This is a genomic window from Pseudomonas sp. NFX71 (assembly GCF_048079215.1).
Taxonomy (GTDB): domain Bacteria; phylum Pseudomonadota; class Gammaproteobacteria; order Pseudomonadales; family Pseudomonadaceae; genus Aquipseudomonas; species Aquipseudomonas fluorescens_B.
This window is the reverse complement of record NZ_CP182230.1, coordinates 5,694,162-5,708,147: the sequence shown is the minus strand read 5'-3', so window position 1 is coordinate 5,708,147 and position 13,986 is coordinate 5,694,162. Positions and strand designations below refer to the sequence as shown.

The window sequence follows — 13,986 nt, the reverse complement described above, 5'->3', positions numbered from 1 at the left end:
AAGTGACCCGCTGTAAGAGCGGAACCAATAGCCGCCGTTACCGCAGCAACGGATATGTACACCAACCACCAACCCAATCACCCAACCTGATACCCCACCATTCAGAACAAACCCATCCCATCCAGGTTAACAAAACATAACGTGGCGTCGATTGTCAGACCTTTCCAAACACCGATAGGATAAGCCAGCTTCCGAAGGGGCTCTGGATTGCGGGTTTCAGGACTATGCTCCTAACCATTCAATCCCGATGAGCACCCCTAACGGCGCCCTGAAAGGTTGAACGACCTAACAATAATAATGGGGGAAGGTCTATGAGTGAGCCTGTCATGGGTGTGGGTACCTGCCGCCCGCCGGCACTGCGCAAATTCGCGTTGCTGGCTACAGCGCTCTCGCTGTTGGGCTGTGCCATGTTGTCGGCACCTGTGCTGGCCGCCGCGGCGCCAGCATCTGACGTTGTCTATTCCGTTGAATCCGCCAAGGCCAGCAAAAGCCTGATGCTCGATGTCGTGCACGCCGGCAAGCGCCTGGTAGCGGTCGGCGATCGCGGGCACATCCTGTATTCCGATGACCAGGGCGCGACCTGGACCCAGGCCAAGGTGCCGACCCGGCAACTGCTGACCTCGGTTTATTTTGTCGACGACAAGCACGGCTGGGCCGTCGGCCATGACGCACAGATTCTCGCCAGCGAGGACGGCGGCGTCACATGGACCAAGCAGTTTGAAGATATGAAACGCGAATCGCCGCTGCTCGACGTCTGGTTCCAGGACGCCAGCATCGGCTTCGCCGTGGGCGCTTACGGCGCGCTGCTGGCCACCACCGACGGCGGCAAGAACTGGGAAGACGCCAGTGATCGCCTCGATAACGAAGACCAGTACCACCTCAATGGCATTGCCGCAGTCAAGGATGCCGGGCTGTTCATCGTCGGTGAGCAGGGCAGCATGTTCCGCTCCGCCGACTGGGGCCAGACCTGGGAAAAGCTTGAAGGCCCATACGAAGGCTCGCTCTTCGGCGTGATCGGCACCGCTCAGGCCAACACGCTGCTGGCCTATGGTCTGCGCGGCAACCTGTTCCGCTCCACCGACTTCGGCAGCACCTGGGAACCGGTCGAGCTGAAAGCCGCCCGCGGTGCACTGGAGTTCGGCCTGTCCGGCGCAACCTTGCTCGATGACGGCTCCATCGTGATCGTCGGCAATGGTGGCAGCGTGATCCGCAGCGAAGATAACGGCGAAACCTTCAGCGTGTTCAACCGCCCGGATCGCATATCCGTCGCGGCGGTGACTGCAGCGGGCAACGGCAATCTGATCCTGGCGGGACAGGGCGGCGTTCGCGTCACCTCGCCAACCGGCGCCAGCGCCGAGAATGGAAAAAACGGGTCGTCCAAATGAGCCGGGCAAATAATAAGAAGGCGGGTCTATGACATCCTTGAGCAGCCATCACCAAGACAAGGCGACGTTTCTTGAGCGCCTGATTTTCAACAACCGCCCGGCAGTGATCGTGATCTGCCTGCTGGTGAGCATTTTCCTGTTCTGGCAGGCGACGCTGATCCGGCCGTCCACCAGTTTCGAAAAAATGATTCCGCTCGAGCATCCGTTCATTCAAAAGATGATGGAGCATCGCAACGATCTGGCGAACCTGGGCAATACCGTGCGGATCTCGGTGGAAGCCACCGACGGCGACATCTTCTCCAAGGAGTACATGGAGACCCTGCGCCAGATCAACGACGAGGTTTTCTATATCTCCGGCGTCGATCGTTCGGGTCTCAAGTCGCTGTGGAGTCCGAGCGTACGCTGGACCGAGGTGACGGAGGAGGGCTTCGCCGGTGGTGAGGTGATTCCGCAGAGCTACAACGGCTCCCAGGAAAGCCTCGATCTGCTGCGCAACAACGTGCTCAAGTCCGGGCAGGTCGGGCGTCTGGTGGCCAACGATTTTAAGTCGAGCATCGTCGATATCCCGCTGCTGGAGTCCTACCCGGATCCGCAGGACCAGGGCAAGTTACTGGCCCTGGACTACCGCAAGTTCTCCCATGAGCTGGAAGAGAAGATCCGCGACAAGTTCGAGAAACAGAACCCCAACGTGCAGATCCACATCGTCGGCTTCGCCAAGAAAGTCGGCGATCTGATTGATGGTCTGGTGATGGTGGTGATGTTCTTCGGTGTCGCCTTCGTCATCACCCTGATTCTCTTGTACTGGTTCACCAACTGCATGCGCAGCACCGTGGCGGTGTTGACCACGACGCTGGTGGCGGTGGTCTGGCAGCTCGGTCTGATGCACTTCTTCGGCTTCGGGCTGGATCCGTACTCGATGCTGGTGCCGTTCCTGATCTTCGCCATTGGTATTTCCCACGGCGTACAGAAGATCAACGGCATCGCGTTGCAGTCCAGTGAAGCCGACAACGCGTTGACTGCGGCGCGGCGCACCTTCCGCCAATTGTTCCTGCCGGGGATGATCGCGATCCTTGCGGATGCGGTGGGCTTCATTACGCTGCTGATCATCGACATCGGAGTGATTCGCGAGCTGGCCATCGGCGCATCGATTGGCGTGGCGGTGATTGTGTTTACCAACCTGATCCTGCTTCCGGTGGCGATTTCCTACGCCGGCATCAGCAAGCGCGCTGTCGAGCGCAGCAAGAAAGACGCGCACCGCGAACACCCGTTCTGGCGCCTGCTGTCGAACTTTGCCAGCCCGAAAGTCGCCCCGGTGTCGATTGTCCTGGCCCTGTTGGCCTTCGGTGGCGGCCTCTGGTACAGCCAGAACCTGAAAATCGGCGACCTCGATCAAGGTGCCCCAGAGCTGCGTCCGGATTCGCGCTATAACAAGGACAACAACTTCATCATCAGCAACTACTCCACCAGTTCCGATGTGTTGGTGGTGATGGTCAAGACCAAGTCCGAAGGTTGCTCGCGCTACGAAGCCATGGCGCCGATCGACGAGCTGATGTGGAAGATGCAGAACACCGAGGGCGTGCAGTCGGCGATCTCGCTGGTGACCGTGTCCAAGCAGATGATCAAGGGCATGAACGAGGGCAACCTGAAGTGGGAAACCCTGTCGCGCAACCCGGACGTGCTGAACAACTCCATCGCCCGGGCTGATGGTTTGTACAACAACAGTTGCTCCCTGGCGCCGGTGCTGGTGTTCCTCAACGATCACAAGGCTGCAACGCTGGATCGTGCGGTCCATGCCGTTCAGGACTTCGCCAAGGAGAACAACAAGGAAGGCCTGGAATTCATCCTCGCGGCGGGTAACGCCGGTATCGAGGCGGCTACCAACGAAGTGATCAAGGAATCCGAGCTGACCATCCTGATCCTCGTCTACATCTGCGTCGCGACCATGTGCATGATCACCTTCCGGTCCTGGGCGGCGACCCTGTGCATCGTGTTGCCGCTGGTCCTGACCTCGGTACTCGGCAACGCCCTGATGGCCTTCATGGGCATCGGGGTGAAAGTCGCGACCTTGCCGGTGGTGGCATTGGGTGTGGGGATTGGCGTGGACTACGGCATTTACATCTACAGCCGTCTGGAAAGCTTCCTGCGTGCCGGACTGCCGTTGCAGGAGGCGTACTACCAAACGCTGAAGTCCACCGGTAAAGCCGTATTGTTCACCGGCCTGTGCCTGGCGATCGGCGTCTGCACCTGGATTTTCTCGGCCATCAAGTTCCAGGCCGACATGGGCTTGATGCTGACCTTCATGCTGCTCTGGAACATGTTCGGCGCGTTGTGGCTGCTGCCGGCGCTGGCACGGTTCCTGATCAAGCCGGAGAAACTGGCAGGGCAGAAGGGCAACTCGTTGTTCGCTCACTGACCTCAGGCGAAAACAAGAAGCCGCAACCCGGGTTGCGGCTTTTTTATGGGCAGTTGAAAAACTCAGCGCGGTTGCAGCGGCAAGAAATCGCGGCTGGCCAGTTCCTTGCTGATGATCCCATGATGAATAGCGATTTGTTGCTTCGGATCTTTTGCCTTGGCCATGGCCGATTCGTAGGTTTCGAAACGTTGCTCCCTGGTTTTCAGGTGCGCCTGGGTGTAGTCAGCCTTGGCATCCTCTGCGTCGGCATAGTGGAAGTGCGCGTACCACCAAGGTTGATTTTCTTTATTCAACAAGACGTACTCCTGCATGAAATCCTTGCGTCCGGTTTTCAGCTGAACCCGTTGGCCGATGATTCGCGCAACCATCGCATTGTTGCGCAGCAGAAACTCCACACCCTCGCTACTGGGCGGCCGGGCGAGGGTCATGCGAGTGCGAAGCTCGCTCGCCTTGGTGTCGAGGTTGCGCGCCTTTTCCCGGAGGCCGTCGATCAGCGAAACGTCGGGAGCCTGGTTGGCCGGAGGACTTTCGTGCTGTTCCAGGCTATCGGCGTACCCGATCAGTTTTTGTGCTTCGCGCTGCAGTTGTTCTTCGATTTCCTTGGGAGAACTGGCGCGTTGGGCGTAACCCTCGATCTTTTGCACGTGTTTATCGGTATCGGCCAAGGCTTTGCGCGCGTCACCCTTGAGCTGCTGATAGGGGCGTGGCGCCTTGGGTGTCGGGGGCCTGACATCGACAACTTCCACCCAGACATTGGGCTCGTGTTCATGAAACGAGGCCAATGGCTTTTCCTCGAAAGGGTCATTGATGTCGACAATGTCTCCTCCCTGGTTGGCGACTCGTTGGCGAAGATCTCCGATAAACGCGCCCTTGGCGGTATTGATAACCCGCTTGCGGCTGGCCCATGAATAAGGACGCTTCACCGGCGGCCTGGGCCCGGATGCAGAAGTGGACGGCTCCTCCGATTGCGGCTGCAGTTGAAGCGCTTCCGCCAGACGTCGCTCGGCATCCACGCGTAGCTGATCAATGAGCTCGCGCAGCCGATTGAACGGGTGTGTTTGCAGTTCATCGGTACTGAAAATGCCAATCGTCTCAAGACCATCCTGGGCCTTGTTGTACTGATCGACCAGGTTGTCCAGTACGGCGATCCGGTCACTGTTGATGTAGGTGTGCTCCGTTTGCAGTTCGGCATGGGAGCGAGACAACAGCAGCAGGGGGCTGAGGGTACGTTCGAGCACACTCATGGTATTACTTCCCAGGGCCTTGAGACTGAGCAGGCGTAAGACGCTCAATTGGTAGCTCTTGATTCGCAGTGCCGTCATTTCATCTTCGGGCCTGTTGCCGGTCAGCCGCTTCCAGTACTCCATGCCCAGGCGAGGGATCTGCTTGAGTTCCAGCAGCCGACTGTCTACCTGTTCAAGAAGCTTGATCATGGTCTCGTTGATTTCGGCGGTTTTGCGCATGAACTCAAAGTAGCGATCCAGTATCCCGTCACCCTCGCGGGTGATCGCTTCATGCAAATGCCTGACACCCCCTCTCAGGTCTGCGTACTGGCGATCTACAGCTTCGCGCTCCCAGTCAGTAATGACGACCCGTTTGCGAGCGTTGTTGATGAGGTTTTCAGACAGGCTGCACAATTGCAAAGGGTCGGGATCTGATTTGGTCAGTTCGCTCAACTCCCTGATCTCGGCCAACAGCGTGGCGTAGCTTTCGGTCTGTTTGTCCAGCTCATCAACGAAGCGTTGCCTATACGTTGCGCGATCGAGCTCGGTGCTGGCAGGGTCGTTTTTTTTCAGCTGCATCAGGTTCTCGGCAATGTCGACACGCTTCTGCACCCGGGCTTGTTGGTCCACGAACTCCTGGCGATTCAGTTCCAGCAGACTGATGCGTTGTTGCGTCATTTCACGCTGGGCGTTGATTCGCGCATTGCGCCCGCCGCCGAGCAGTTTCAACCCTTGATCCAGGGTCCAGTGGCCATTGCCATCGGTCTTGAGCTTGATTCCCGGATGATCCGGGTGCTCGGGGTGTATCAGATACGCTTCGCCGAAGCCGGGCACGATACTGACGCGAAACAACAGGCCGGCGACGGTGGCGTGCCATGTGTTGCCGATCCGGTACAAGCCTTTGAAGGCGCCAGTTGTAATAGGCACAGGCAGAGGTGTCGGCCATGGCACCTGGACCTCTCGTAACGTGTCGAACAACCGGGCCGATGCCGAATCGCGAGCGCTCGACAGGTTGAAGTCGAGCAAGGTATTGCCACTGCCCGGCGGCTCGGAAGGCAGACCCGGGGTGTCCTCGATGATGGTCGATTCGGTGGGCCATGTGAATGTCTGTGAAGGCCGGCGCAGGGAGGCGAGGGGGCTCGGAAAATCCGTCGCCGCGCTGTCGGATAGTGCCGGGGCGCCTTGCTCTCGGGCCACATGCAGCACCAGCAGACCAATGTTCAACAGCACATCGATCCATGCCTGGTTCCGCGCCTTCGGGTCATCACTGTCAAGCGCCGGGAGATCATTGATCAGGCTGTGGGCGATTTGCAGCATCCAGCCCACGACCATGGCGGGGCCGCGCAACAGCGGCAGAATCACGTTGTTGAATACCAGCCAGCCTCCCTCGAGGATGATCGCCCAACGACTCTCGGCATTCGACACCGATTGCCGGTCCGCCAGATCAATCAGTGCACGTGCGTTGCTGACGAACAGACTGGTCAGCAATCGACCTTCTTCCAGTGCGGTGAACCAGTCACCGACTGCTTCGTCGCCTGCGAGAATCGCCGGTTCCGGTTTTTCCGGAGGTGAAAACTCGTCGCCATTATGGAAGTGGACAATGTGGGGTTCGGTGAATCCGTTGTTGTCGTAGACCGGCCGTGCGCGATCCGGCAGCCAGGTCAGCACACTGGTTTGCAACGGGCCGGTTTGCGCAATGGCACTGAGCAGGTCCTGACGGCTGGGGTATTGGTGCAGGGAGTCGGGGTAAAGCGGTCGGAAAAGAATATGCGGGCCGTCCGCCTTCAAGTCTTTCGGCTCGATGATGAACATGTTGCTGACGACATCGCAGGCGCCGCCGGTCCTGCGTTGAAATGCCAAAGGCCTGATGACAATCGACTGCTCCCCAACCATCCGCTCGGCAGCCAGCGGTTGGAACAACGCTTCCACATATCGATAACCCAGGAGGCTGAAGCCGTGCTCACCCTTGATCGAGTGTTCCAGGGCACGCAGCGGCAAATGCAGGCTCAGTTCCAGGCCGAAAAGCCGCAGGCGCTCCCTGGCTTCGGGGTTCTGCCCAAGCAGTTGCGCTTCGAGGTACTCGGGGTAGTGTTTTCCGACATCGACCCGACTCACCAGATCCAGTAAATAGGCCTCGGTGGTCCAGTCTTGAATCAGTTGGTTCCCGGTGTGGCGGATGGTCATCCGGCCTCTGGGTTTGCCGGCGAGATTGTTGATTGCCAGATCGGTCAGCGACATTTGCACGGGTTCGAGGTAGCCGCTGCCCAAGTCGCCGACGGGCACATGAAAGGTCAGTTCCAGCTCATCGGACTTGTAGCCGGGTGCAAGGGGCTGGTCCTTGAGCATTTGCGCGTGCAGTGCATTTCTGGCGAACGTGCGAAGGTCAACGACGCCGTCGCGCAACGAGCGTCCCTGCGTCTGTTGTTGGGTGCTGGCCATTGATAACGTGTGTTTGCGCCACGCCATACGACCTGTGTCGCCCGCGCCCCGCAACCATTCGGGAATCGTCGCTTGCAAGGGCTGAAGGTTTGTCGGGTGGTTCTCGCTGGTGATAAACCGTGCGGCGACATCGGTGATCGCGTCAAACTGCTTTTCAAGGTCAGCCAGGCTTCGGCGTGCAGGCAGTTTGAGCGACTCCAGGTCTTGCAGTTGCCGGTTCAGCAGCAGGGCCGCCTGGGTATCAAAGAGGTTGCCGTCCGGTGCAAAACGCTTCCACGTGATGGCGTCAGCCATGAATTCCTGCTGAAGCCGCGCGCTCCATGCCGTGCCAAAGGCTTGCCGGGTCGGGAAGGACTCGATATCGCCGGTCACGCTGCACAACAAATGGGTATCGCCGCAAATCACCAGGATATCCGGGGTCTGCAGCGTGATAGTCACGTCGCCTCTGCTCAACGTGACTTGAAGCGTGCAGGCTTCAATAGCACCTTTGGCCCAGGGTCGCTGAAGGCGTTGACGTTTGTCGGGTTGGCGGGCCAACTCCATGAGGATTTCGGCCTGCGACGCATTATTCGTCGCAAGACGCGTCGCGGAGGTTTTCAACACGCCGGCGAGCAGATCCCCCAGCCATTGCCAGCGGCTGACGCCGGTCTGGTCTTTTTCGTTCCAGCAGTCGGTCAATGATTCCTGAGCGCCGATATAGAGAATGTCGGGTAACTCGCGAATGACTTCCGCGATCACTTGCAGGTCAGGCAGCCGCGATGTCGTGTTGTTGACGGCGAGTCGTGCAGGGGCACGGTTGGTCAAAAAGCAGCTGCGACCGAATTGCTCGCTGAAATCGGGGAATGTACCGCTGGCCAGAAACTCAAGCACCACGTCAATAAGCGGTGTGAGCCGCCAGGCCCCACCCGGGATCGGTTGGGCAATCCTGGTTCGGTCAGGATCGAATGCCAGTTGCGAGTATTTTCCCAGAATACCGTCCTTGAGCATGCGGGCGGTTTGCGAGCGTAATGTCGGCCGGGTGTTGAATCGGGTGCGGACCGCACGCGCGATGATGTCGGTGTTGCTTGCGGTGGCGGGCGGTGATGCAGGTGTGGGCATGATGCAATCCTTTGCATGAGTGGTTGCTCAACGTAAAACCGAATCGAGAGGGATGTGCGGTAGCGGGTTACCGCACATTGATCGATTCGATCGGCATGAAGCATGCGTTCAGGCCAGAAACAGAAAAGCCGCAACCAGGGTTGCGGCTTTTCTGTATCTGGAAATCTGCAAGGGGATCGCGTTTTATGACGGATCGGCGCCCAACACCACATTCAGCGCACTGCGCGCATCATCCAATTGCACCAGCGTCGCGTGCCGTGCACCCAGCGCATCGCGGTTCTCGATGGCCGTGAGAATCGCCTTGTGCCGTGGCAGTGCAAGCTCATGCAGATTCGGACGCTGGTTGGAGTGCTTCAATGCTTCGGCGATCGCCACCGACAGCATGTTGCACAGGTTCGCCAACAGGTCGTTGTGGGTGGCATCGGCGATGCGGCTGTGGAAGTCCAGGTCCGGTTGCAACAGGGCTTCAGGCGTCGGCGCGGCTTCCATGCGTTGGTAGGCTTCACCGATGGAGGCGATGTCTGCGTCGGTGGCGAACTGCGCGGCGAGGGCCGCCGCTGCCGGTTCGATGATGCTGCGCACACTGGTCAGCAAATCGAAGAACTGATTCTGCGGGCTGCTTTGCATCAGCCAGTGCAGCACGTCCGGGTCGAGCATGTGCCATTCCTTGCGCTGCTTGACCACTGTGCCCACTCGCGGACGGGAATACACCAGGCCTTTGGCGACCAACACGCGAGTGGCTTCGCGCAGCACCGGCCGGCTGACCGCGTATTCCTCGCACAACAGGGCTTCGGCGGGCAACTTGTCGTCCGGCTTGAAGCGTCCCGAGACAATCTGCATGCCCAGTTCCTGGACGATGCGCGAGTGCATGCTTTTGCGGTCGGAGGGTTTGCGGTAATCCATGGGGAACGGCGCGATCCTGTGCGATGGAGGTGCCGCGCATGATAGCAGGCGTGGCGGGCATTCATCAGATTCGAAATCTGCGAATGCCTTGTGGCGAGGGAGCCTGTCCGAGAAAACGCAGCTGTGAGTATTGGGGCCGCTTCGCGGCCCAACGGGAGCAAGCTCCCTCGCCACAGGTTCTGTTGCGGTTGCAGAGTTCTCAGGGGGTTAGTGCGAGTGGCGTGGCACCTCGGAGCCACGGCAACCGACCAGGAAGTCAAAGTCACACCCCTGATCCGCCTGCAGCACATGGTCGATGTACAGCTGGCGATACCCGCCGACGATCAGGTTTTGCGGCGGTTGCAGATCGGCCATGCGCGCCGCCAGTTCCGCATCCGGAATGTCCAGGTGCAGCCGGCCATTGGCGCAGTCCAGCTCGATCCAGTCGCCTTCCTTCACTGTCGCCAAAGGCCCGCCGGCCGCCGCTTCCGGTGCCACATGCAAAACGACCGTGCCATACGCCGTGCCGCTCATGCGCGCATCGGAAATGCGCACCATGTCGGTCACGCCTTGCGCCAACAGTTTGGCCGGCAAGCCCATGTTGCCGACTTCGGCCATGCCCGGATAACCCTTCGGTCCGCAGTTCTTCATCACCAGAATCGAGTTGGCATCGACGTCCAGCTCGGGGTCGTTGATCCGCGCCTTGTACATGTCGAAGTTTTCGAACACCACCGCGCGCCCGCGGTGCTGCATCAATTCGGCACTGGCGGCGGACGGTTTGAGTACGGCACCGAGCGGCGCAAGGTTACCGCGCAATACGCAGATACCGCCGTCGGCGCGGATCGGGTTGTCGAGGGTGCGGATCACTTCGTCCTGGCCGTAGATCGGCGCGTCCTTGGTGTTTTCGCCGAGGGTCTTGCCGTTGACGGTCAAGGCATTTGGATTGGGGATCAGGTTGGCTTCGCCGAGGCGACGCAGCACCGCAGGCAAACCGCCGGCGTAGTAGAACTCTTCCATCAGGAAACGCCCGGACGGTTGCAGGTCGACGATGGTCGGCATGCCGCGACCGATGCGGGTCCAGTCGTCCAGGTCCAGTTCGACGCCGATGCGCCCGGCGATGGCTTTCAAATGGATCACCGCGTTGGTCGAACCGCCAATGGCCGCGTTCACACGAATGGCGTTTTCGAAGGCTTCCTTGGTGAGGATTTTCGACAGCCGCAAGTCTTCGCGAACCATCTCCACTGCACGCATGCCGGACATGTGCGCCAGTACATAACGGCGCGCATCCACCGCCGGTATCGCCGCGTTGTGGGGCAGGGAAGTGCCGAGCGCTTCAGCCATGCAGGCCATGGTCGACGCGGTGCCCATGGTGTTGCAGGTGCCCGCGGAGCGGGACATGCCACCCTCGGCGGCGAGGAAGTCATCGATGGTGATGGTGCCGGCCTTGACCTGTTCGCTGAGCTGCCAGACCACGGTGCCCGAGCCAATGTCCTGGCCCTTGTGTTTGCCGTTGAGCATCGGCCCGCCGGTGACCACGATCGCTGGCACGTCGCAACTGGCGGCGCCCATCAACAAGGCCGGGGTGGTTTTGTCGCAGCCGGTCAGCAGCACCACGCCATCGATGGGGTTGCCGCGAATGGCTTCTTCAACGTCCATGCTCGCCAGGTTGCGGGTGAGCATGGCGGTCGGGCGCAGGTTCGATTCACCGTTGGAGAACACCGGGAATTCCACCGGGAAACCACCGGCCTCGATCACGCCGCGTTTGACGTGTTCCGCAATCTGGCGGAAATGCGCGTTGCACGGGGTCAGTTCCGACCAGGTGTTGCAGATGCCGATGATCGGCTTGCCGTGGAACTGGTGGTCGGCGATGCCCTGATTCTTCATCCAGCTGCGGTACATGAAGCCGTTCTTGTCGGCCGTGCCAAACCATTGGGCGGAGCGCAGGGTGGGTTTCTTATCAGACATGATCGATTCTCTTATTGTATGACTATATTGTTCGAGCTGAGGCGTAACATAAGCGCAATTTCGCCGCTTTGGAAGTGTTGCTTGCTTAAATAGTATTACTATATAGTCGGGCTCAACGGAGGGATGGCCCTGGCGGTTTTCCGCGAGAGGTGTCCCCCGAGGTTCTATAACAACAACAATCGGAGACCGATCTCATGAGCCAGGAACTGCGGCTTATACGTCGCATCACGCTGAAACTGATTCCCTTCCTGATCCTGCTGTACCTGATCGCCTATGTGGATCGCTCCGCCGTAGGCTTCGCCAAGCTGCACATGGGCGCCGACATCGGTATCGGCGACGCGGCTTACGGCCTCGGTGCCGGGTTGTTTTTCATTGGTTACTTCCTGCTGGAAATCCCCAGCAACCTGATGCTCGAGCGCTTTGGCGCACGGCGCTGGTTTGCGCGGATCATGGTCACCTGGGGTGCCATCACCATCGGCATGGCGTTCGTCCAGGGACCGCACAGCTTTTATGTGATGCGCTTTCTGCTGGGCGCCGCCGAAGCCGGGTTCTTCCCGGGCGTTCTGTACTACATCACCCAATGGTTCCCGGTTCGCCATAGAGGCAAGATCCTCGGCTTGTTCATCCTGTCCCAACCGATCGCCATGCTGATCACCGGCCCGGTGTCCGGCGGCCTGCTGGGTATGGACGGCATTCTTGGTCTGCATGGCTGGCAGTGGCTGTTCATCGTCATCGGCACCCCGGCGATCCTGCTGACCTGGCCGGTGCTGCGTTGGCTGCCGGATGGTCCGCAACAGGTGAAGTGGATGGATCAGCCCGAGAAAGACTGGCTGGCCGGCGAGCTGAAAAAAGACCTGGAAGAATACGGCCAGACCCGACATGGCAATCCGTTGCATGCGCTCAAGGACAAACGCGTGTTGCTGCTGGCGCTGTTTTATCTGCCGGTGACCCTGAGCATTTATGGGCTCGGCCTGTGGCTGCCGACGCTGATCAAACAGTTCGGCGGCACCGACCTGGTCACCGGTTTCGTGTCATCGGTGCCGTACATTTTCGGGATCATCGGCTTGCTGATCATTCCGCGCAGTTCCGATCGCTTGAATGATCGCTACGGCCACCTGGCGGTGCTCTATGTGCTGGGTGCCATCGGCCTGTTCCTCAGCGCCTGGCTGACGGTGCCGGTGCTGCAACTGGCGGCGTTGTGCCTGGTGGCGTTCGCTCTGTTCTCCTGCACGGCGGTGTTCTGGACCTTGCCCGGCCGGTTCTTTGCCGGCGCCAGCGCGGCGGCGGGGATTGCGTTGATCAACTCGGTGGGCAACCTCGGCGGCTACATCGGCCCGTTCGTGATTGGTGCGCTGAAGGAATACACCGGGAACCTGGCGTCGGGGTTGTACTTCCTTTCGGGGGTGATGGTGTTCGGGTTGGTGTTGACCGGCGTGGTTTATCGGTTGCTGGAGCGTAAGCATGTGCTGCCGGCCGACCAGTTTGCTGCCAGCGCACGTGGTGCCACCCGCACCTGACAAGAAAGAAACAATCACCGCCGCTGCCATAGGGCCGTGGTGTTCTGAACAATAGGAGAAGTCTCATGCGTCTGGTTCAATTCGAATTGATTAACGGCGAGCGCCGCGTCGGCGTGGTCGAGGACGATCGGGTCCGTGAAGTACAAGACGCGCGCACGGTGCGCGATGTGGCACTGGCGGCGATCGAGGCCGGCGTCAATCTTGAGCAGCAGGTACGAACCCAGGGCCTGGGCATCAGCCATGACTATGCACAACTGCTGGCCGAACTGCGCATCCTGCCACCGCTGGACCATCCGGACCCTGCGCACATGCTTGTCAGCGGCACCGGCCTGACCCATTTGGGCAGCGCCTCGGCGCGGGACAAGATGCATCAGCAGGCCGGCGACGAAGCGGCGATGACCGACACCATGCGCATTTTCAAATGGGGCGTGGAGGGTGGCAAACCGGCAACGGGGCAGGCCGGCGTTCAACCAGAGTGGTTCTATAAAGGTGACGGCAGCATCGTCGTGCGCCCCGGCCATCCGTTCCCGCTGCCACCCTTCGCTGAAGACGCCGGCGAAGAGCCCGAGCTCAGCGGCCTCTACGTCATCGGCCACGATGGCAAGCCGTATCGCCTCGGGTTCGCAGTGGGCAACGAGTTCTCCGACCACGTCATGGAACGCAAGAATTACCTGTACCTGGCCCACTCGAAATTGCGCAGTTGCAGTTATGGCCCGGAATTGCGGGTCGGTGAACTGCCGGAACATCTGGCGGGCACCAGCCGCATTTTGCGTAACGGCGAAGTGCTGTGGCAGAACGAGTTTCTCAGCGGCGAGGCCAACATGTGCCACAGCCTGGAAAACCTCGAGTACCACCATTTCAAATACAGCCAGTTCCTGCGTCCGGGGGACGTGCACATTCACTTCTTCGGCACCGCGACCCTGTCCTTTGCCGACGGCATCCGCACCCGACCGGGTGACGTGTTCGAAATCAGTCAGGCCGAGTTCGGCGCACCGTTGATCAACGGTATTGCACCGGTTGCAGCGGCGTTCGAGCCCGGCACCATCGGCACTCTTTAAGGAGAC

Annotated in this window: 7 protein-coding genes; 4 read left to right on the top strand and 3 right to left on the bottom strand. The window is 59.8% G+C overall.

Features of this window, described 5'->3' with window-relative positions; genetic code table 11:
• The first annotated feature begins 311 nt into the window (after positions 1-311).
• Entirely contained in the window at positions 312-1,385 is a 1,074-nt protein-coding gene (locus ACM1ZW_RS26440) for a WD40/YVTN/BNR-like repeat-containing protein (protein WP_031318832.1), read from the top strand.
• Between the two features lie 28 nt (positions 1,386-1,413).
• Positions 1,414-3,798: an efflux RND transporter permease subunit gene (locus tag ACM1ZW_RS26435; protein ID WP_017338442.1), complete on the top strand. Its 2,385-nt coding sequence runs from the start codon at positions 1,414-1,416 to the stop codon at positions 3,796-3,798.
• 62 nt (positions 3,799-3,860) lie between these two features.
• On the opposite strand, the gene ACM1ZW_RS26430 is transcribed toward ACM1ZW_RS26435, so the two are convergent.
• The 3 genes from ACM1ZW_RS26430 to ACM1ZW_RS26420 all read right to left on the bottom strand — a co-directional run bounded on the left by ACM1ZW_RS26430 (position 3,861) and on the right by ACM1ZW_RS26420 (position 11,405).
• The gene (locus ACM1ZW_RS26430) at positions 3,861-8,558 is read right to left on the bottom strand and encodes a dermonecrotic toxin domain-containing protein (RefSeq protein WP_416739690.1); all 4,698 of its coding nucleotides are present in this window, start codon (positions 8,556-8,558) and stop codon (positions 3,861-3,863) included.
• A 183-nt stretch (positions 8,559-8,741) separates the two neighbouring features.
• Complete coding sequence (locus ACM1ZW_RS26425) at positions 8,742-9,461, bottom strand: FadR/GntR family transcriptional regulator (protein ID WP_414885202.1); 720 nt, start codon at positions 9,459-9,461, stop codon at positions 8,742-8,744.
• Positions 9,462-9,668: 207 nt separating this feature from the next.
• Positions 9,669-11,405, bottom strand: coding sequence for an IlvD/Edd family dehydratase (locus ACM1ZW_RS26420; protein WP_017338445.1), 1,737 nt, complete (start codon positions 11,403-11,405; stop codon positions 9,669-9,671).
• A gap of 194 nt (positions 11,406-11,599) precedes the next feature.
• Here ACM1ZW_RS26420 and ACM1ZW_RS26415 point away from each other — a divergent pair, with 194 nt between their 5' ends.
• Positions 11,600-12,922 carry an MFS transporter gene (locus ACM1ZW_RS26415; RefSeq protein WP_017338446.1) on the top strand — a complete coding sequence of 441 codons (1,323 nt, stop codon included), beginning with the start codon at positions 11,600-11,602 and terminating at the stop codon, positions 12,920-12,922.
• Between the two features lie 65 nt (positions 12,923-12,987).
• Positions 12,988-13,980, top strand: a complete 993-nt coding sequence (gene araD1 / locus ACM1ZW_RS26410; RefSeq protein ID WP_414885201.1) for an AraD1 family protein — start codon at positions 12,988-12,990, stop codon at positions 13,978-13,980.
• Positions 13,981-13,986 lie beyond the last annotated feature (6 nt).